Consider the following 21,910-nt stretch of genomic DNA (forward strand, 5'->3'; position numbering starts at 1 on the left):
TACAGCTGCAATGTGTGCAGCTAAGAAATAAACCTTGCTTATTATGCCACACAGTATCAACTTATGCACTCGTGTATCAATATCATCGAGATTATATACTGAGCATTATGAAACTTTTTGGGAATATTGTGTGGCTGTTATTCGGTGGTCTTTTCCTTGCAGCAAGCTGGTTTTTCATAGGATTATTACTTTGCATAACCATTATTGGCATACCGTTCGGTATGCAAGCTTTCAAAATGGCAATACTCACGCTTACACCATTTGGAAAGCATGTTATTTATACTGGTGGCGTTAGCACAATTTGGAATATATTATGGATTATATTTCTCATTGGGCCAATGCTTGCGTTAGGCTATGTTATTTCAGGATTCATTTGCTGCTGCACAATTATTGGCATTCCATTTGGCATCCAAGCCTTTAAAATGGCAAAACTTGCGCTATGGCCATTTGGTTCCGAAATTGTAGAGGACAGTTACGCACCGTATGTACGCATATAGTTTGCAGCACGCGCAACTAATTCCTCATCCATAACTGGCTTTCCGTCAGCAGTAACTAAACGCTCAGCTGCAGCGAAAATTTCGCGCACGTTTGCAATTGGCAAAACAGGGAATCCAAACTCCTGCTCGACTGCTTTTACTGCTGAAAGTTCACTGTCTTTCGTGCGTTCCATTCTATCTACTGCCAAAATCAAGCCAACAACTTCCACATCTGCTTCCGCCTTAAGCTTCGGCAAAGTTTCGCGCACTGCAGTTCCAGCTGTCATCACGTCGTCAACAAGTAGCACTTTCATACCATCTTTGAGTGGTTTTCCAACCATTATTCCGCCGTCGCCGTGATCTTTGCGCTCTTTGCGGTCGAAAGTAAAGCCGACTGGCATATTGTGATTATTCGTTAAAGCCATTGCTGTAGAAACTGCCAGCGGAATACCCTTATAAGCAGGGCCGAAAACAGTGTCGATATCTTGTGGAAGTTTGCCTTCTTCGATTGCAGCCATTACGCGCTGAGCGTAGTATGAGCCCAAAGTTGAAATTTTCATGCCATCATCGAACGCTCCAGCATTAATAAAATACGGAGATTGACGACCAGATTTCAGCGTAAAGTCGCCAAATTTTAGCGCACCTGAATCAAGCAAAAACTTTGTGAAACGTTCATCTAATGAAGCCATTTTCTTCTCTCTTTCTTTTGAGTATTTTTATTTTTTAAGATATTTTAAGATTTTATTTGCGATTTTATTCGCTCATTAGTCACGATTTTATTCGCGCTTTTAGTCACGATTTTATTCGCGCTTCAGCGCCAAGTTTTGCCTTCAGCAAGCAAAGAAGCAAGCTTTGGCCTAGAATCAAGCAAATCGTCAAGCTCGCGCGCAATGCGAATCGGAGCAGTAGGGTCCACCAGTGCTGCCGCCCCCACTTCTACTGCGTTTGCTCCGGCATACAAATATTCCAAAGCTTTTTCGCCAGAATCAATGCCACCAATGCCAATAATTGGAATATCTGGCATAGCTTGACGCACTCGCCACACGAATCCAAGTCCAATCGGGAAAATCGCAGGTCCAGAAACGCCGCCCGTACGGTTTGCAATAATCGGCTCACCAGTTCGAATATCAATTCGCAAACCAACCAGCGTGTTAATCATGCTTAAAGCGTCCGCTCCAGCGTCAACCGCAGCCTTGCAAATCGACACAATATCCGTCACATTTGGCGTCATTTTTACAATCATCGGCTTATTTGTCATGGCACGAAGTCGCTTAATTAAGCGGTGCAATGCCACAGGATCTGTACCAACGCTCATTCCACCGTGAGTTACGTTCGGGCAGCTCACATTAATTTCAAGCATGTCGGCAGAAGAATCAGCAAGCTTTTCAACAACTTGCGCATAATCGTCGTCACTGTGGCCTGCAACATTAGTAATAACAAGCGCTCCCATGGATTTTAGTTTTGGCAGCTCGTCAATAAGATAATGGTCGACTCCAGGATTTTGCAAACCGACTGCATTCACCATTCCGGAAGGAGATTCTGCAGTGCGCGGAGAAGGATTACCCTCCCAAGGGACTGGAGAAACGCCTTTAGTGCAAATTGCGCCGAGCTGACTTACGTCGTAAAAGCGTCGGCATGCTGCAAGCTGGAAAGTTCCGGAAGCAGTTCCAACCATATTCTTCCACTGAACGCCTGCAACTTGAGTTGGGTGCTTCCATACGTGACTAGTATCGAAACCAAAAGTTGCAGCGTTATTTACGCTATTTTCAGCATTATTTTCGGCATTATTTACAGCATTCATATTTTTTACTCCCAACCCAAACGATTCGCATCAAAAACTGGTCCGTCGTTACAAACTTTCAGTCTGCCTTCCAAAGTATCAACCACGCAAGCAACGCAAGTTCCATAACCGCATCCCATGCGCGCCTCAAGACTTAGCTGGCATCGCATGTTACGCTCATGCGCCCAATGAGCTACGGCTTTCATCATAGGCAAAGGTCCACAAGACAAAATCACTGTTGGCAAATCGTCTTCAAAATCAAAATGATGATGTTGCTCAAGTTCGTCAAGAAGCGTAATAACCATACCTTCAGCATTTGTAATACTGTGTACGTCTGCAATATATTCCTTCATGAAGTCGTCTGCAAAACGCTTACTACGGTAGCCAAGCACTGCTGTTACGCTAGAATCCTTGCGCTCACTCAAAGCTTGAGCCGCACACATAATAGGCGGCACACCCAAACCGCCACTAACCAACACATAATGCGCAGGCTCAGAAATATTAAAACCTAATCCCAAAGGTCCCAGCGCATCAACGCTATCTCCAGGCTTAAGTTCAGCAAACTCAGCAGTGCCTTTGCCAATCACAGCAAAAATCAGCGTAAACGTATCACCTTCTACACTTGCCACACCAAAAGGACGAGGAAGCATAGCAGTTGGATCAGGAGAATACAAGTTCACAAATTGTGCAGGTTTAGCATGCTGAGCAATCTCGGAATCTCGCAACGTCAAACGGTACACGCCTTCGTCAAGCTTTTCGTTATTAAGCACTTCTACAGCTCTACGACCCCAAAGACGCGAGTATTTCGCATTGTCACTTTCGTTCGACGCGCAGGATCCTGAAGAATCAAAAGCGTCTTCACGTAACGTAATTATGGCGTTTCCCGAGGCTTTTCGCGTTGGAATAAACATGCCATCACTCATGTGGTTTCCCCTACCCTTATATGTGTTTTGTACCGTTGCGTTTTGGTTATTCGATTATTTTTTATTTTTAGTTTTAGTTTTTCAGTTTTACTTTTTTAGTTATACATATTAGCGATATACTGCCTGACGTAAGTCATCTCGCATATTTCGCGCAGCAACAGCCGCAGATTCGCGCACAATATCAAGAATATTATCGAGAGACATATTGCCTTGATTATTCACATAATCTTGAGATTTTCGCCAAGCACCAATAATACCGCGCGAAGAGTTCACAATAGCGCCTTCACTGTTTTTATCAAACATTCCGGCAACATCTTGAGCAGTGCCACCTTGAGCACCGTAGCCTGGAACTAGGAAGAAAGTATGCGGCATTACCTCGCGCAAATGCTTCCCCTCCTCCGGGTGCGTAGCTCCCACAACCGCACCAACCCTAGAATAACCGTGCTTACCAATAGTTGAAGCACCCCAGTTTTCAATCAAATCAGCCATATGCTCGTACACAGGCTTACCATCTTGCACAATAAGCTCCTGAAGTTCCTTGCTCGAAGGATTTGACGTACGCAATAGCACAAAAATACTTTTATTGTGTGCTACTGCTTCGTCAATAAAAGGCTTCACACCATCCGAACCCATATAAGGGTTAACAGTAAGCGAATCTTCATGCCACACGTCAAGATTTTTAGAGCTTTGTAGAAGATCATTCAGAGATTGAGGCAGCACGTTACCAGTAGCGTTTTCGCCGTCAAAATATGCAGAAAGATGAGCAAAACCGCTTAAATGAGCCGCATACTGTCCTGCTGTAGAGCCAATATCTCCTCGCTTTGCGTCACCTATTACAACTAATCCTTGCAATTTTGCGTATTCGCAAGTCATTGCGTACGTATCCATTCCAGCGGAACCAAGCGCCTCATACATTGCGATTTGCGGCTTTACAGCAGGCACAATATCCGCAACCGCATCAATAATCGCGCGATTAAACTCAAAATAAGCGGTAGCAAGAAGCGTTGGCAACGCATCTTCACCTGCTACTTCTTGCAGAACTTCGTCAGCAAGACCGCTCATAATTTCTGCAGGCACAATACCCGGTTTAGGATCCAATCCCACGACACTAGGATTTTGTTTGGCTGCAATTGCTTCCATCAGCTCGTCCATAATTGTTACCAACCTCAATGCAAATAATCTGTACAGAAAGTCACATTCTTGAGAACGCGATTTCAGAACCAATAATCGTTGCTACTGGTCTGCCCGTAAGCTGCCAACCGTCAAAAGGCGTGTTTCGAGCTTTTGAATGGAACGAATTCGCATCAACCGTCCAATTTTCGCGCATATTAATCAACACCAAATCAACATTTTCAGGATGCTCAGTAATACTCAAGTGCAGTGTTCGCTTGTTTGCGCATCGCGAAGAAACGTTCAACAAAGCCGCAATATCAGTAGGTCTTCTGCTCATTAATTGCATCGGATTTACCGACATTAATTCAATCAAATGCTTATCATCCGTGTACCCTGCATCAACCAAAACTTTGCGGCACACACCGTACGCGCACTCAAGCCCAATAATTCCGTTAGGAGTTTTTGCGAAATCTCCCGACTTTTCTTCCGCAGTGTGAGGCGCGTGATCTGTTGCAATCATGTCGATTGTGCCATCTGCAATAGCAGCGAGCGTTGCTTGACGATCCGCTTTAGAACGAAGCGGCGGATTCATTTTTGCCATTGACCCGTACTTCAGCACATCCTCATCACACAAAGCAACATAGTGTGGCGCTGTTTCGCAAGTAATTGGCAAACCCGCCTTTTTCGCTTTACGAATTGCTTCAAAAGCTGCCGCTGTGCTCACATGCTGGAAGTGCACGTGCACTCCAGTTTCTTTAGCAGCATCGATATCTCGCTGAACGATTGCAAGCTCTGTTGAAGCCGGAATTCCACCGACCCCCAGCATTTTTGCAACAGGACCAGCGTTCACAGCTCCCGCAGTATGATGCTCGCAATGCTCAACGAAAGGCAAACCAGTTTTCTTTGCCATAGCCAAAACGTCTCGCAAAATTGGTTCTGGAACTGCAGCACCGTCGTCACTTATGGCAGTAATCGGATGCTTTTTCATTGGGGACGTTTTTTCGTCGTCGCCAATTCCTGCAACATACTTTTTCCAAAGTTCAATATTGCTTGGTGCTAAGCCCTCGCGTCCCAAAGATGCGCACACGCTTACATCGTAGCGAACTGGCAATTTTACGCCATAAATACAGCCATAACGTTGCAAATAGTCAATAACATTTTCTACATCAAAAGGAGCATCATCCCAAGGCTCGCCGTCAACTGCAGGAATTGTGTTCGGCATAATCAAAACCTGCGTGTAACCACCAGCCGCCGCAGCCTCACTACCAGTCATCATGGTTTCTTTAGCTGTTTGACCTGGATCCCTAAAATGCACGTGTGGATCTGCAAAGCCGGGAGCAACCACCCAATCGCTTGCATCAATATCGCCAGTAACGCGCGCATTTTGCTCAATAAGGGCATCCTGACGAACGCCGTCCACAACAAGATCAATACGTTCGCCAGTATCCCACACAGAGATATTGCGCAAAGTTAAGGTGCGTGCTCCGTTCATATCACTCCTAGTTTTGCGTAAAATTATGATGCAATTTTATGATGATGTAATTTTTATAGTAAATTTTACTACGTTCACACTGTTAGGCACGCGCTTCTTCGTCGCAATACATACAACGATACTCATGTCTATCGGATTCAGCTTTGTAGAATTTACGTTTGAGAGTTAGTTCACTATTGGTTATGCAACGAGGATTTGGGCAGCTAAGATTTTCAGGTGCGTTCTCATCAGTTGTGTGCACGCGAGGATCTGCTAAGGAAATTCCGTGTGCATCAACTGCTTGCAATTCGTCTTCTGGAACGTTCACAAAATCGGTTGGCTCGTAGCCGCAAAGCTCGTCGCCAAGAACGGAACTTTCCAAAGCCATGCGCATCAGCATACCGTTTTTAACCTGCTCAAAGTATGCTGCACGCGGGTCGTCGTCAACATCAACCGCAATTTCGTTAATACGCGGAAGTGGATGCAGCACAGGCATATGCGACTTTGCTTTCTGCAATTTTTCTTCCGTTAAAATGTATGTGTCACGAAGTCGCAAGTATTGTTCGCGGTCTGTAAAACGTTCTTCTTGCACGCGAGTCATGTACAGCACGTCCAAGCCGCCGATTACTTCCATCAAGTCGCGAGTTTCTTCGTAAGTGCAAGAAGGAGTGTCGTTAATGCGGTCAATAACATATTGTGGAGTTTTCAGCTCATCCGGGCTAATCAGCACAAAATGAACGTTTCCAAAGCGGCACAATGTTTCGATAAGCGAGTGAACTGTGCGTCCGTAAGTTAAGTCGCCGCACAAGCCAACAGTAAGATTATTTAACCGACCAAATCGCGCAAGAATCGTTGCTAAGTCTGCAAGAGTTTGAGTTGGGTGCATGTGACCGCCGTCACCTGCGTTAATAATAGGCGTGCTCACAGCTTGCGTTGCTACGAAAGCAGCACCCTCCTTTGGGTGACGCATAGCGACTACGTCAACATAATTTGAAACAACTTTTAAAGTATCATTTACCGTTTCGCCTTTGCTTGCGCTAGAAAGTTGCGCGCCTGCGAATCCGATTACTTTTCCACCCAAACGCAACATTGCTGTTTCAAAACTTAAGCGAGTGCGCGTGCTCGGCTCATAAAAAAGAGTGGCCAACACTCTGCCATCGCAAGTGTGAGCCACTTCTTTACGGTGCGAATCAATGTATCGCGCTTTATCTAAAAGCATTCGTATTTGCGCTGTTGAAATATCGTCCAACGTAACAACGCTTTTGCCTGTTAAAGAATTTGCAATTGCGTCACGAGAAAAAGTTTGATGCAAAGAATGAGAAGAATTAGATGAATGAGAAGAACTAGAAGCGTTCATTGCGTTCGTCATAAATATCGCTTACCTTTCGCTAGTTGGCAAGACGGCCGCGACTGTACGCGACCTACGTAATACTACTGATGAGCGTTGACGAATCCGCGCTCCCGGAGTGGCGACATACTAGCATTTTCTGCATCTTGAGTAACAAGAATATTAAAGGAACTCATTACAAGCCCTTTTCTAACTCAGCAAAGACATCCGCATAAGGGCGTGCTAAACCAGAAACTGATTGCTTATAACTATGCATAAGTTTGGCAGCAAAATCAGTAGATAATAATTCATCATTTTCTTCTAAATTTTCACTACTGACTGCTTGTTTTATAGGTGAAGAAGCATCAGCATAAAAAACTGAAGAATTAGCTCTTTCTTTTACATCATTACTTATTACTGCATTTTTCACTAAAATCACCTCCCGTCCTGTAGCTACAACGTAAAGCAAAGAATACAACAATAAACGTAAGGCGGCGAAAGATGACGAGATTCACTACAGCAAAATTAGCGACCGTAGAAAAGACGAGACATGATTTCGCGGCACTGACGCATGGTTGCTAGAAGATCGTTTTCAAAAATGCGACCCTGGTTCGGCTCGTAGCCAAGATAAGTTGCGATTCCGCCCAAAGAATACGAGTCTGTTGGAATCACATCCGCGCGAGACATTGATCCGGACCACAAGAAGTTCGCGTTGCGCACAGCAGAGCACATATGCCAGCAGCGCTCCAAAATTTGAGCATCCTCATCCTCAATTAAATGCTCAGATTGCAAGGCTTTCAAAGCTTGCATCGTACCAACAACGCGCAAAGACTCATATTCACCAGCGTATTGCAATTGCAAAAGCTGAACAGTCCACTCAACGTCGCTTAAACCGCCGCGGCCAAGCTTCAAATGCCTGTCTCTACTAACTCCTCGAGGCAAACGCTCAGCTTCCATACGCGCTTTAAGCTTACGAATTTCAGCAAGTTGCGACTCACTAAGAGGATTTTTTGCGTAACGCAAGTCGTTCACAACTCCGTTAAGTAAAGCATCCGCCAATTCTTTAGAACCTGCAGCAAAACGAGCGCGAAGCAACGCTTGATGCTCCCAAGTGCTAGCCCATTGTCGATAATACTTTTCGCAAGATTCAAGACTGCGCACCAAAGGGCCGTCTTTTCCTTCTGGACGCAAATCCAAATCAACCATAATTTTTGGCTCAAGAGTAAGAGAACCCTGCAAAATATTGCGTAACACATCTACAGTTGTTTGTGCAAAACGGTGAGATGCGTCTAAATCGCAATCCTCACCAACCGGCTTATAAATTACCATCATATCCGCGTCCGAACAGAAGTTTACTTCCCTACCGCCGTAGCGACCAAGAGCAATAATCGCGATTTCAGCTTGAGAAGCGCTTGAATTCGAGGCGCTCAAATTCATACGCGAAGCAGCTTCGCGCATAGACCATTTCAAAGCTGCTTCCAGAACGGCATCAAATACGTCACTCATAGCCTGCATAGATGTATCGTCGTCAATAAGCTCACACATCCAAGCTAAAGCAACGCGCTCAATTTCCTGACGGCGAAGAGCACGCAAAGATTGTGCAAAATCAACAGCGCTATGAGCGTAGCGAGCAACCATTGCACACGTTTGCATATCAAGACTTGCTCTATCCCTCGCAGCCAACGCTTCGTCATCACCAAGCCATGTAATCGATTGCATAGACTGCATCATGGCGTCACCAAGGTAGCGCGAATTTGCCAACACGTGACATAGTCGCTGAGCCGCAGAAGGAGAATCACGCAAAAAACCAAGATACGTACTTTTACCGCCAAAACGCTCAGCAAGACGACTCCAAGCAAGCAAACCCATATCAGGATTCTGTCCTTCTCCAAGCCACTTCAACACGGCAGGAAGAAGAATTCTATGAATTTTAGCAGCCCTAGAAAGCCCTTCCGTAAGCGCTTCAACATGCAGCTGAGCTGCGCGAGCATCCGCAAAACCAATAGACGCAAAGCGCGCGCGAGCAGCTTCCGGTGAAAGTACGATAGGATCCGCATCAGTTTGTGCATTAATTGGAAGCATAGGACGATAGTAAATATCCTTATGCAAATTGCGGATTTCGCGGCGAGCTTTATCAAAACGCTCAACTAGCTCTTCCGGGCGAAGCCGCACAGCACGCGCAAGCCTACGAATCTGCTCGTTGCTATTCAACTGCTCTGTAGAAATATTACGAGCGCGATCCAAACCGCCGTTTCCCTGAGCACCCAAATCTGGGAACAAATGCGTGCGATGCATACTCCACATTTGCTGACGATGCTCAAGCACACGCTCAAAACGGTAGTGCTCCGCCAAAATTGCTGCTTGATTTCGCGACACATAACCACCTGCAGCCAGAGCTTGTAAAGCAGAAAGCGTATCTCGCACACGAAGCGAATCATCTTCACTACCGTGCACAAGTTGCAACATTTGCACAGTAAACTCAACATCACGCAAACCACCCTTACCAAGCTTCATATCAAGATCACGCTGTGAAGCTGGAATCAGCGATTCCACACGTTGACGCATATGCTGACAATCCGCCACAAAATGCTCACGACCAGAAGCCTTCCAAATAAGTGGCTCAACCATAGTACGATAAGCTTTTCCAAGATCCGCATCCCCCGCCGCAGGACGCGACTTTAGCAATGCTTGAAACTCCCAACTACTCGCCCATTTTTCATAATATTCACGGTGAGATTCAAGCCGACGAACCAAAGGGCCGTCCTTACCTTCAGGGCGAAGCGCAGTATCAATTTGCCAAAGCGGAGGTTCTGCCGAACCCATAACAACCGACTGACATACTTTTTGTAGCACCATTGCTATGGAGGTGCCAATACGCAACACAGCATCCTGATTGTGCAAATCAGCTGGTTCTACAACATAAATCAAATCAATGTCTGAAACATAGTTAATTTCTTGCGCACCAAGCTTTCCCATAGCAATAATCGCAAACTTACATGCAGAAGAACCAGCAACCTGACTACGCGCAACAGCCAACGCAGCTTCTAACGCAGCATCAGCAGCATCAGAAAGTTTTCTACTAATATCTGGCTGAACTTCAACTGGATCAGCGCTCGATAAATCCGCCGACATAATCGCAGCAACATGTTCACGATATCGTGCGCGTAATGCAGAAACAGCTTGCGCAAAACCAAGCGTAGTAAGCGAAATTGTGTAAAAAGAATTGTTTTTTTCAGAAGAATTGTTTTTTTCAGAAGCGCCCTCTTGAGAAGTAGATTGGGCAGAAGCGCTTTCTTGAGAAGTAGACTGGTCGGAAATATTTTCTTCAGAAGCAGTTTTCAATGAAATTTTTTCAGATATGTTTTTTTCTGAAGTAACTACTGTAGCACGATAAGCTTGAATAGCAGTAAGTAAATCAGCGCAACGTTCTTCACGAGTCATAGCAAACAGATGATCAGGATCATTGGCTGCCGCTTTCATAAGATTTGGATGGATGCGCATCCAGTTACCCATCGCATGAGAGGCGCCTAATACTTGCATCAAAGACGCTAAAGCACAAGTCATTGGCGAATTACGCGATATTGCAGCAAGCTGAGCAATAATTGTTGGCTGAGATTGCATAATACTACGTAAAGCTTGCACTGCAGTATCTGGGTCTTCCACGCTAGCAACATATTGTAGAAGTTGTGTTGGAGTAAGAGCGCATTGATCATAGTTCTCACAGATAGCGATAATTGCTTCACGAGCTGCATCTGGACGCGCAAATCCTGCTTTAATAAGATTCCTCAATGTGAGCGCAGAAGAACCCACAGCAGAACTTACAGAAGAACCTACAGAAGAACCTACAGAAGAACTTACAGAAGAACTTACAGAAGAACTTACAGCAGAACTTACAGCAGAACTTACAGCATCTGCATTGTTTTCGTTAGTATAAGCAATTTCATCTGTCATATACGCACTTCCCATACCGCAACTCTACCTTGTAGTGCTGTACAATGCACATGCTTGAACCAATGCACATGCTTGAACATAAAAATGCCAGCGCAAGCTCATGGGAGAAAAGCTTACGCTGGCACGAAGGAAGCTGCTGCTGCATTTCACTTCGCATACTATGCAAAGGTTACAGCAGCAGTCAGGTTATAAATTTTTATTTCCAATAATCTTGCAGTTTGAGCTGCAAGCTACTGCTTTAGTCGCGCGAATGCTTACGACGACGAGCAATAACAGCAGCACCAAGACCTGCGAAGACTGCAGCCAATTCAGCAAAGATTGAAGTCTTGGCACCAGTTTTCACAATCTTACCAGTGCTATTACTTGTATTCTTTGCAGTATTCTTTGCGGTATTGGCATCAGCATTGGCGCTATGGGAATCCGCTTGCACAGCATGATTCGTGGCATCTTCAGCCTTGGTTGTACCAGTGTTTCCAGTATTTACACTACCGGTAGTATCAGTACTTGTGTTCTGAACAGTGCCAGAAGCACCTGAACCAGCATCAGTGCCGATGGAATTGTACTTATCGAGAATGAGCTGCTTGGCATCCTGAAGCTTTCTCAAAGCATCATCAACCTGCTTCTGAGTAGCATTCGGATTCCTAAGCACAGAATTAGCTTCGTCAAGAGCCTTCTTATAAGCATCAAGATCTGGCACTTCACCAACAAGATACGCTGCCTTCTTGCGGAAGTCGCTATCAGCATCCGCTTCAGACTTCAACTTAGAAGTATCAGTCTTATGCGAATCAGCAAGCTTCTTCTTCGCATCCTGAAGCTTCTTCAAAGCATCATCAACCTGAGCCTGCGTAGCATTCTTGTCACCAAGAACCTTCTTAGCGTCTTCGAGTGCCTTCTTATAAGCTTCAACCTCAGGGCTGCCAACAGCATTCTGGAATTCTGGAGTCTTAGTGAAATCACCATCAGCATTGGACTCAGTCTGCAACTTGGTCTTATCAGTCTTATGAGAATCAGCAAGATTCTTCTTAGCATCCTGAAGCTTCTTCAAAGCCTCATCAACCTGAGCCTGAGTAGCATTCTTGTCACCAAGAACCTTCTTAGCGTCTTCGAGTGCCTTCTTATAAGCATCAACTTCAGGGCTGCCAACAGCATTCTGGAATTCTGGAGTCTTAGTGAAATCACCATCAGCATCCGCTTCAGACTTCAACTTAGAAGTATCAGTCTTATGCGAATCAGCAAGATTCTTCTTCGCATCTTGAAGCTTCTTCAAAGCCTCATCAACTTGAGCCTGGGTTGCATCCTTATCACCGAGAACCTTATTAGCATCCTCAAGAGCCTTCTTATAGGCTTCAACCTCAGGAGAACCAACAGCATTCTGATACTCAGGAGTCTTGGTGAAATCAGAATCCTTACCAGCCTCAGCAGTCAACGCAGTCTTATCAGTCTTATGCGAATCAGCAAGCTTCTTCTTCGCATCCTGAAGCTTCTTCAAAGCCGCATCAACCTGAGCCTGGGTAGCATTCTTATCACCAAGAACCTTGTTAGCATCCTCAAGCGCCTTCTTATAAGCTTCAACCTCAGGGCTGCCAACAGCATTCTGGAATTCTGGAGTCTTAGTGAAATCACCATCAGCATTGGACTCAGTCTGCAACTTGGTCTTATCAGTCTTATGAGAATCAGCAAGATTCTTCTTAGCATCCTGAAGCTTCTTCAAAGCCGCATCAACCTGAGCCTGGGTAGCATTCTTGTCACCAAGAACCTTCTTAGCGTCATCCAAAGCCTTCTTGTAGGCTTCAACCTCAGGAGAACCAGCAGCATTCTGATACTCTGGAGTCTTAGTGAAATCACCATCAGCATCCGCTTCAGACTTCAACTTAGAAGAATCAGTCTTGTGCGAATCAGCAAGATTCTTCTTAGCCTCTTGAAGCTTCTTCAAAGCATCATCAACCTGCTTCTGCGTAGCGTTAGGATCCTTAAGCACCGAATTAGCATCCTCAAGAGCCTTCTTGTAGGTGTCAAGAGCCTGCTTAGAAGCGTCGTCACCCTTAGCTTGAGCATTCTGATACTCAGGAGTCTTAGTGAAATCACCATCAGCATCCGCTTCAGACTTCAACTTAGAAGTATCAGTCTTGTGCGAATCAGCAAGATTCTTCTTAGCCTCTTGAAGCTTCTTCAAAGCCTCATCAACCTGAGCCTGGGTAGCATTCGGATCCTTCAGCACAGAATTAGCTTCGTCGAGAGCCTTCTTATAAGCTTCAACCTCAGGAGAACCAGCAGCATTCTGATACTCAGGAGTCTTAGTGAAATCACCATCAGCATCCGCTTCAGACTTCAACTTAGAAGTATCAGTCTTGTGCGAATCAGCAAGATTCTTCTTAGCCTCTTGAAGCTTCTTCAAAGCATCATCAACCTCGGTCTGAGTTGCGTTCTCATTGCCAAGCACGGAATTCGCCTCATCAAGCGCCTTCTTATACTCGTCAAGAGCCTTCTTAGAAGCGTCATCACCCTTAGCTTGAGCATTCTGATACTCAGGAGTCTTAGTGAAATCAGAATCCTTACCAGCTTCAGCAGTCAGATCAGTCTTATCAGTCTTATAACCATCCGAAAGCTTAGACTTAGCATCCTGAAGCTTCTTCAAAGCATCATCAACCTGCGCCTGAGTAGCATTAGCGTCGCCAAGAACCGTGTTCGCATCCTCCAAAGCCTTCTTGTAGGCTTCAACCTCAGGAGAACCAGCAGCATTCTGGAATTCTGGAGTCTTAGCAAAATCACCATCAGCATTGGATTCAGTCTGCAACGCAGCCTTATCAGTTTTATGCGAATCAGCAAGATTCTTCTTCGCATCCTGAAGCTTCTTCAAAGCCTCATCAACCTGCTTCTGAGTAGCATTCTCGTCACCGAGAACCTTGTTAGCGTCTTCGAGTGCCTTCTTGTAGGCTTCAAGAGCTTGCTTAGAAGCGTCGTCACCCTTAGCTTGAGCATTCTGATACTCAGGAGTCTTAGTGAAGTCAGAATCCTTACCAGCTTCAGCAGTCAGATCAGTCTTATCAGTCTTATAACCATCAGAAAGCTTAGACTTAGCATCCTGAAGCTTCTTCAAAGCATCATCAACCTGAGCCTGCGTAGCATTCTTGTCACCAAGAACCTTATTCGCATCCTCCAAAGCCTTCTTGTAATCCTCAAGAGCCTGCTTAGACGCATCATCACCCTTAGCCCGAGCGTTTACGTACTCAGGCGTCTTGGTGAAGTCAGAATCAGCATCCGCCTCAGACTTCAACTTAGAAGGATCAGTCTTGTAGCCGTCAGTAATCTTCTTCTTAGCGGCTTGCAAGGCATCTAGAGCCTCGTCAACTTCCTTCTGAGTTGGGATTTGCTTTTCGCCAGGCTTTGGCTTACCTTTATCGTCGAACTTGTTAAGCAAAGTCCTAGCTTTCTTCAACGCTTCTTTATAGGCAGTAACGTCAGCATTATCCTTGCCGTCATCAGTCTTCTTAGCAAGCGCATTCTGATACTCAGTAGTACTCTCAAATGACCCAGCAGTTGGCTTAGCAGTAGGATTTGTCGTATCGGCAGTAGACTTCGCAGCTTCAGTCTTCAAATCGTCAATCTTAGTGCCGAAGCTGTCGTCGATTGCCTTCTTGGCATCTTGCAAAGCCTTAAGAGCAGCGTCTACCTGCGCTTGCGTTGGCTTTGAGTCAGCTGCAGCATTTGGATCAGGATTATTCACCTTGTTGATGAGTTCCTGTGCAGCCTTGAGCTTTTCGTTGTAAGCTTCCAGCTTCTTGGTTGCGGACTTAGCATCCGTTGTCGTAGGATCTTCCGTCTTCGCCTTTTCAAGTGCGTTCTTGTACGGAATCGACTCTTCAAACTTAGGAGTTACAGGATTGCCCTGGGCATCCTTATCACCAACTTCGTTCTCAAGAAGCTTTGCATCAGTCTTGTACTCCTTAGCAATCTTATCTTGAGCAGCTTGCAGCTTTTCGAGCAACTCATTGACAAACTTTTGAGTTACCTTGCCCTTCCAATCCTTATCATTGAGCTTATCGGTAACTTTCTTCAGAACATTGTCGAAGCCAGTTTGCTCACCATCTTTACCCAAGGCAGCTATAGCACCTTGGTCACCAGCAGTCTTCTTGGCAAGAGCATTTTGATACTCAGGCGTCTTCTTGAAGTCGCCACCTGCAAAGTCTTTAGCAGAAGTCAACGGCTCAAGATTCGTCTTGTAGTTATCGGTGATTTGCTTCTTGGCGTTCTTCAAAGCCTCAAGCGCATCGTTAATCTGTTGCTGCGTTGGACGCGAACTGTTCTTAGCACCCGGATCTGTAGGATTAGCAGCCTTTACAAGATTGCGAGCTTTCTCGAGCGCATCCTTGTAAGCCTTGACATCCTCATTGTCGTTGGTGCCATCCTTCTTATCGCTAGCGTTCTTGAACTCTGGAGTGTCCTCGAAGTCGTCTTCAGTAACACCAGGAGCACCCTCCGCAGTAGACTTATTAATTTCTTTCTCAAGATCAGTAGTAACAGTCTTATACTTCTCAATCTCAGTGCGAGCTTTGTCGAGCTTTGTCAAAGCCTCGTCAATCTGCTTCTGAGTTGGCTTAGCGTCGAGAGGCGTAGTTTTATCGTCATGTTTCTTCAAAAGTTCCTGAGCTTTTGTCAAAGCTTCATCATACGCCTTCTTGGATGCAGCGGCCTTAGTGTTCCTATCTGTATCAGGCTTGCCATCAGCAGTTAAGAAGTGAGGATCAGACGCATTGCGGTATGCGTCGGAGGTAACAGTACCTTCGGTAGCTGCAGTCTCGCCTTGCTTTTCTTTACCATGCTTTTCAACGCTGCTCTTCAGAGCTTCAACGTTGGTGTCTTGAGCCTTAAGAGCGTCACGCTTCTCATTAAGCTTCTTAAGAGCCGCATCCACCTGCGCCTGGGTAGCGGTTGGATCCGTCAAAAGCTTCTTAGCATCAGCAAGCGCATCGTCGTAGTCTTTAGCCTTCTGCCTGATGGCCTCATATCCAATTTTATCTTCCTGGCCATCAGCGCCCAGCTTGTGCGGATTCTGGGAGTTCTTATACGCTGGATCGTGCTGAGTATCGGTATCCTTGTTGATGGATTCCAGCAGCTTATCGGTCTTGGTTGCAAACTTGTTCAACTCAGCAGCTGCGTCGTTCATTTCCTTAAGGATTGAGGTAATATCCCTATCCAGAGGCTCGCCTTGTGCATGTGCCTGAATATTCTTCAATGCATCTGCATCAGTAACATCAATATTCTTTGCAGGAGGATTAGAAGTTGGGATTTCTGTATTACCTTGCTTATCCTTAGGCATCCTTTTCTCAAGCGCCAGTTGTAGCTTCTTCACTGCGGCGTCATACTTCTGCTTAGCAGCCTTTGCATCTGCACTTGCATCATCTGCGGACACATTCTTGTATGCTGGGCTGTGTTGTATAGCAATATCGTTAAATACAGCTGCCGAAAGCCTGCTGGTATTAGTTGCATACTTGTCGATGACTTTACGTGCTTCTTCAAGAGCCTTCTGGGCTTCATTAATCTGTGTTTGATCTGGAGCAGTTCCACCATTCTTAGCTTTTTCTAGCTTTTCCTTAAGCGCCTTAGCTTTTTGATAAGCATCGTTGTAATTCTTGAATGCATCAGCAGCATCCTTATCGCCAGCATGCGCCTTATCAAAAGCATTGAAGTACGCAGGCATCAGGTAACCGCTAAAGTTATCCGCAAGCACTTTCGTAAGTTCATCAGCGTTGGTTGCATATTTTTCATGCAATACTTTTTCGGCATTAGTTAACGCATCCTTAGCAGCATCAACTTCAGCCTGAGTTGCCTTATCGTTCTTAAGAACCTCACGAGCCTTCTTCAGCGCATTGTCATAGTTTTCAACTGCAGTTTTAGCAGCTTGTTTTTCTTGATCGTTTGCGCCATTAGTCTGCTTGTTAAGCGCATTCTTATAGAAGGTGCTCTGCCTGTTTGCATCATCCTTATCAGGATTATCGAAACTGAGCTTTTCGGCAGTTATAAGCTTTGACTTATCTGTTGCTTCAGCGTCAAGAGCTTTCTTAGCATTCTCAAGAGCTGTAATTGCCTCGTTTACTTCCTTTTGAGAAGCGTTAGGATCGGCTGAAAGATCATTTGCTTTCTTTACAGCAGCATCGTAGGCTTTGCGCTCTTTTTCAGTTGCGTTTTGATAAGCTGGGTCAGCGTTTGCAAGCGTTTGAGTGCCATGAGCGTCCCTACCATCCTTTACCTTGCCATGCTCAGCAATAGCAGCGTTAAGCTTATCCTTATTGGTGCTGTACTTATCAAGCTCCTTACGAGCTTCGTCAAGCTTAGCCTTAGCATCGTCAACAGCCTTTTGCGTGGCGTTCTTGTCGTCATTTAACTCCTTGGCTTCTTTGAGAGCCTTGTCGTAAGCAGTCTTGGCAGCTTTAGCAGCATTGTTCCTAGTTTCGTCAGTTTTGCCATCAGGTGTCTTGAAGTCAGGGTCGCTCACGTTCTTAAACTGATTCGTCGCTTGCGTACCAGTTGCTGCAGTACCTTCCTTTGCAGGCGTACCATCGGCTTCAATCGAGGCAATCAGCTTATCCTTTTTAGTATCAGCACCATCAAGAGCCTCACGAGCCTTGTCTAACTTAATAGTCGCATTGTCAATATCGGCTTTTTGCTTCTCAGTAAGGTCAGACTCTTTTGTATTTTTAACTTGCTCGTACAAAGCTTTAGCAACTTTGAGTGCATCGTCGTAGTCGCTCTTTACCTTGTCAGACGCATTATAGTACTCATGCTGAGTAGGAACATCTTTGCCCTCAATAGCAACAGTCTTGTGACCATCAACAGACTTCTTCAAATCACTCGTCTTGTGATTCATCTGCGGCACAAAGATAACGTTAATTGCCTTTGCCGTATTGCCTGGATGGCGACCTTGCTCCAGATAAATATCCTTATAGTACGACATTGCATACGGCTCAACAAACAGACGTGCCTTGAAAATCTTGCCCTTTTTAGCAGCCACCGTTACAGATCCAGCTTCTGGATCCCATGAATACGGACCAGCTTCTGATAAATTATCACCGAGGTTTACGTCAGAATTAGAGACTTTCTGATTCCCATACCAATAAGCGCCGTTCATATTGCCAAGCGTTAGCTCGCCCGTTGGCTCGCCATTTTGCAACGCATAGTGCATGTGCGACTTTTGCGCGGTATTCCCTGTACCTTCATAGGAAAGCAGCTCGCCGCCCTGAAGGTCACGCAAACCAGACTTTGGATCCTTTGGTGTAGCTTTCAGCAAACCAAGAATCTTTGTTGTATTAAACTCTTCTGCTTTAGTTGGGTCGTAACGGTAGATGATAGTGGTTTTCTGATCATTACTCCAAGAAATACCCTCGTCGGTGTCACGACCACCAATCTTGTCTGCAGTCCAAGTAACGTTGTAATCCTTGCGGATATCTGGAAGCTTTGTAAGCTTGCTCTCTTTTACATTAGAGGTAAACTCAGCAACCGCCTTATCGGTCTTGATCTTAACGGTAATCGTATTTTCCGCCTGACCGTTCGAGATGCCCTGATTAGCTTGACCAGCCGCAGTAAAATTGCCCTTAAGATATTCAAGCGAAATCTGATCTACACTGGTAAGGCCAAGTTCTGTATTGGTCTTGTTGGCCTCAAAAATCGACTGCTTGATTCGGTTAAGCTCCGCGGTTGAGTAATCGAGTGGGTTGGCAACAAAGACTGCTTTGTCACCAGTTGGAACGGTAACATCCTTTTCTGCAACCTTCTTCAACACAAGGTCGCGCACAGCGATCTTCGGCGCATCATCAGTATCCACGCCATCGAAGTTGATTACAGCATTATCCCCGTCAAACTTGATTTTATCTGGAGTTACGCCGTTAATCTTTGCGAGCTTCTGTGCGATTTCGTTCTTTACATCTTGCGAAAGATTATTCGGGTCTTCCACAATCGGCTTATCAATAACATCGTTATAACGCACAATAGTCAGCGGAATATCCTGCGACTTAAAACCAAGATCGGTAACGAAATGGGTATTTACGATTGATACACCAACCTTACTATTTGCTTTCGTTAATGCATTCTTATCGTATTCGTTGCTTCCAGTAGGAATTTTCTTATCGATAGTATCTAACTTTCGTTTACCAACCTTGCTTAACGCTTGAATTTGTGCTTCTAGCGATAGACCATCAATACCACTCTTGCCAACATGCGTTGTTTTGCCATTCTTTTTAGCATCATCCATAGCATTGTTGACATCAGTGTCGGTGATATCAGCATCACTTACTTTTTTAACAATAGTTCCAGCACTTTGCGGAGGTACTAACAGAGCCGCTCTGAATTGATCTGATACTGCATCTTCTTTAGCACTTCCCTGAACTGGAATTGGATTAATCTGAATCGAACGCGTTGCAGAATAACCTTGCGCATTCTTAATAGCTTTGGAATCACTACGTTCATCTTTACGGAAAATCCTATTCATGGTAAGCGTTGCAGAACCATCAACGTTCTGTTTAAACACATATTCGCCAGAATATGGCTGATGTCCACCATTGTCGGAATCAAAATCAATACTTCCTGCAGTTTTTTTGGTATTAATATGGTTTGAAGTTGAAGGAAATACAGCTACACGCGTAACAGCCTTATCTGCTCCATTAGCATCTTGCTGTTTAGGAAGCTTAAATATTATAGGATTATTTGCGAGTTGCTCATCATACTGATTATCCACTGTGCCAAAGCCATAAACGTTCGGCATTCCACCTGTTTGACTAGAGAAAGCTACTTCGTTTGTGCCACCATTAGAAGCGCGATTCTGATCTACAGGCGCAGGAGTCTCAGGATCTAGCGAACGACCTACACGCTTCTTTGCAGTAGTTTCTTCAGTGGCGCTACTAGCTGCATTAGTCTTATCAGTATCAGTAGTTGCAGAGTTACCATCCTTCTTCTCTGCAGGCTTAGCATTCTCAGCCTTCTTCTCTGCAGTCTTACTTACATTTTCAGTATTCTTGTTAGCATCTTGATTATCAGTTGCAGTACCCGTATCAGCACTAGCGGTCGAGGATGCTGCAGAAGTAGCTGCAGAACCAGTAGAAGCAGTTACAGTAGCAGGAGTAGCAGGAGTAGTAGCAGCAGTCTCCGCAGCCATTGCAGGAGTTGCGCCGAAAGCGAAGGCAGCACCAGCTAATACGCCTGCTGCACCAATCGTAAACGCCGCCACTTTGCGAGCGTCAATTGCTTTCTGAATCGCATTACTTGCTGTTGCATCTAACGTCACTTTACGCGAATGTGCATGCCTTCCAGAATTTGCATTAATCATAACAATATCTCCTTAAGACAAATTTCTTTACGTGTATATGCCAGTATTAACTACAACGAGCTGCAAAAAACATCAATGTATGTATGCATATTTCATCAATCTTTCTCACTTAGCTCGAACGCATAGGCGCATCGCCAGTTATAGTTAGTGACCATCTTACCAGCTCAACATCAGCTATAACAGGTTCATTACAACCAATTGCATTGAGTACCCCCCCCCCCCGTTGGGCTTTATTTCAACGTTTTTAGCGTATTGGTAATCTTAAAAATTTTATAGTTATGTGGTTATAATCACAGTTTTTGAGTGTCGTATAAACTTTTGTTTATGCTATTACCTGCATAATGGTACAGCTTTCAAGCCTTACATACTATACATTCATATTCCAAAATTTTATACACCCGCAAAAATGTACATAAGCTAGCAAAGTTCATATGAAGCGCACATAGCTACAATATTTGTATTAATACAACAATATGAATAAATTACACCAACTTAATGTAAACGCAGTAGCAAATGAGCAAACGAGCAACTTACATAAAAGCCAATAAGCAAACGAACTAGCAAACTCAAACTAGCAAGCAAACTCAAACTAGCAAACGAACAAAAACCCAATAAACCAACAGCACACATACCAGTGAAAAGCGCCGAAACTTTCGCCCCAGCGCTTTCACTTTCACCTTACATCTTCTGCTTCTCTACCCGATTTTCGTAAAAAGCGGCTTCACATTCGCCCAAATCCTGCGCGCAATGCCCGGATGATTCATGGTATACAAGTGAATACCATCCACACCCTCAGCAATTAAATCGTTAATCTGCTGCGAAGCAAAAATACTGCCAGCATCGCGCAAACACTCAGCGTTACTCCCCCAACGATTCATCATTGCGGAAACTTGCGAAGTAATGCGCGAAGAGCAAAGACTTGTCATGCGCTGCACTTGCGAAGCATTCGCCACAGGCATCACTCCAGCCTCAATCGGCACGTTAATGCCGGCGGCACGAGCTAAATCACGGAAGCGCAAAAAATCCTCGTTATCGTAAAAAAGTTGCGAAATTAAATGCGTAACACCCGCGTCAACCTTGCGCTTAAGATTCTCAATATCCGCCTGCAAACTTTCCGCTTCCGGATGCTTCTCCGGGTAGCAAGCGCCCAAAATAGGCAAATCCGGGCGCTTTGAACGAATGTAGGAAACCAAGTCACTAGCGTGCTCAAAAACGCCTGCTGCCTCTTGACCTGCAATCACGTCGCCACGCAAAGCCAAAACGCCAGAAACACCAGCATTATCAAACATTTCCAAAGCTTCATCAACAGCATCATAATCAAGGTAGCGAGCCGTTAAATGAGCAACCGCGTCAATGCCATATTCGGAACGAATCGTATGAGCAATACGCGCAGTAGCAGTACGATCCTGCAGCTTTCCAGTGCCGTAAGTAACCGAAATAAAATCCGGGTCAAGACCCTTCAAGCCATCCAAAGTATCGTAAATCGTACCAATAGGAGATGTGCGCTTAGGTGGAAAAACTTCCAGCGAAAACTTTGGTTTATAAGTCACAAC

Annotated in this window: 11 protein-coding genes; 1 reads left to right on the forward strand and 10 read right to left on the reverse strand. The window is 45.0% G+C overall.

The window, feature by feature from the left end; genetic code table 11:
- Positions 1–107 precede the first annotated feature (107 nt).
- Positions 108–497, forward strand: a complete 390-nt coding sequence (locus HXT28_RS03380) for a YccF domain-containing protein (protein ID WP_422113232.1) — start codon at positions 108–110, stop codon at positions 495–497.
- On the opposite strand, the gene pyrE is transcribed toward HXT28_RS03380, so the two are convergent.
- The 10 genes from pyrE to metF form a co-directional block, all read right to left on the reverse strand.
- Complete coding sequence (gene pyrE / locus HXT28_RS03385; protein WP_422113233.1) at positions 473–1,165, reverse strand: orotate phosphoribosyltransferase; 693 nt, start codon at positions 1,163–1,165, stop codon at positions 473–475. The two genes, HXT28_RS03380 and pyrE, sit on opposite strands and share 25 nt — an antisense overlap.
- A gap of 122 nt (positions 1,166–1,287) precedes the next feature.
- Complete coding sequence (locus tag HXT28_RS03390; protein WP_064347293.1) at positions 1,288–2,277, reverse strand: dihydroorotate dehydrogenase; 990 nt, start codon at positions 2,275–2,277, stop codon at positions 1,288–1,290.
- Between the two features lie 5 nt (positions 2,278–2,282).
- A complete protein-coding gene (locus tag HXT28_RS03395) occupies positions 2,283–3,179 on the reverse strand; it encodes a dihydroorotate dehydrogenase electron transfer subunit (RefSeq protein ID WP_422113234.1) in 897 nt (298 codons plus the stop codon).
- A gap of 108 nt (positions 3,180–3,287) precedes the next feature.
- Positions 3,288–4,331 (reverse strand): orotidine-5'-phosphate decarboxylase, encoded by a 1,044-nt coding sequence (pyrF, locus tag HXT28_RS03400; protein WP_422113235.1) that lies wholly within the window; start codon positions 4,329–4,331, stop codon positions 3,288–3,290.
- A gap of 40 nt (positions 4,332–4,371) precedes the next feature.
- The gene (locus HXT28_RS03405) at positions 4,372–5,784 is read right to left on the reverse strand and encodes a dihydroorotase (RefSeq protein WP_422113236.1); all 1,413 of its coding nucleotides are present in this window, start codon (positions 5,782–5,784) and stop codon (positions 4,372–4,374) included.
- A gap of 82 nt (positions 5,785–5,866) precedes the next feature.
- On the reverse strand, positions 5,867–7,132 hold the full coding sequence (gene pyrB, locus HXT28_RS03410) for an aspartate carbamoyltransferase (RefSeq protein ID WP_422113237.1): 1,266 nt from the start codon (positions 7,130–7,132) through the stop codon (positions 5,867–5,869).
- A 154-nt stretch (positions 7,133–7,286) separates the two neighbouring features.
- A complete protein-coding gene (locus HXT28_RS03415) occupies positions 7,287–7,520 on the reverse strand; it encodes a hypothetical protein (protein WP_422113238.1) in 234 nt (77 codons plus the stop codon).
- A gap of 95 nt (positions 7,521–7,615) precedes the next feature.
- Positions 7,616–11,056 carry a bifunctional [glutamine synthetase] adenylyltransferase/[glutamine synthetase]-adenylyl-L-tyrosine phosphorylase gene (locus tag HXT28_RS03420; RefSeq protein ID WP_422113239.1) on the reverse strand — a complete coding sequence of 1,147 codons (3,441 nt, stop codon included), beginning with the start codon at positions 11,054–11,056 and terminating at the stop codon, positions 7,616–7,618.
- 223 nt (positions 11,057–11,279) lie between these two features.
- Positions 11,280–20,357: a peptidase gene (locus tag HXT28_RS03425; protein WP_422113240.1), complete on the reverse strand. Its 9,078-nt coding sequence runs from the start codon at positions 20,355–20,357 to the stop codon at positions 11,280–11,282.
- Positions 20,358–21,052: 695 nt separating this feature from the next.
- Positions 21,053–21,907, reverse strand: a complete 855-nt coding sequence (metF, locus tag HXT28_RS03430; protein ID WP_422113241.1) for a methylenetetrahydrofolate reductase [NAD(P)H] — start codon at positions 21,905–21,907, stop codon at positions 21,053–21,055.
- Positions 21,908–21,910 lie beyond the last annotated feature (3 nt).

The sequence above is a fragment of the Gardnerella washingtoni genome, from assembly GCF_049262705.1.
GTDB lineage: Bacteria > Actinomycetota > Actinomycetes > Actinomycetales > Bifidobacteriaceae > Bifidobacterium > Bifidobacterium vaginale_D.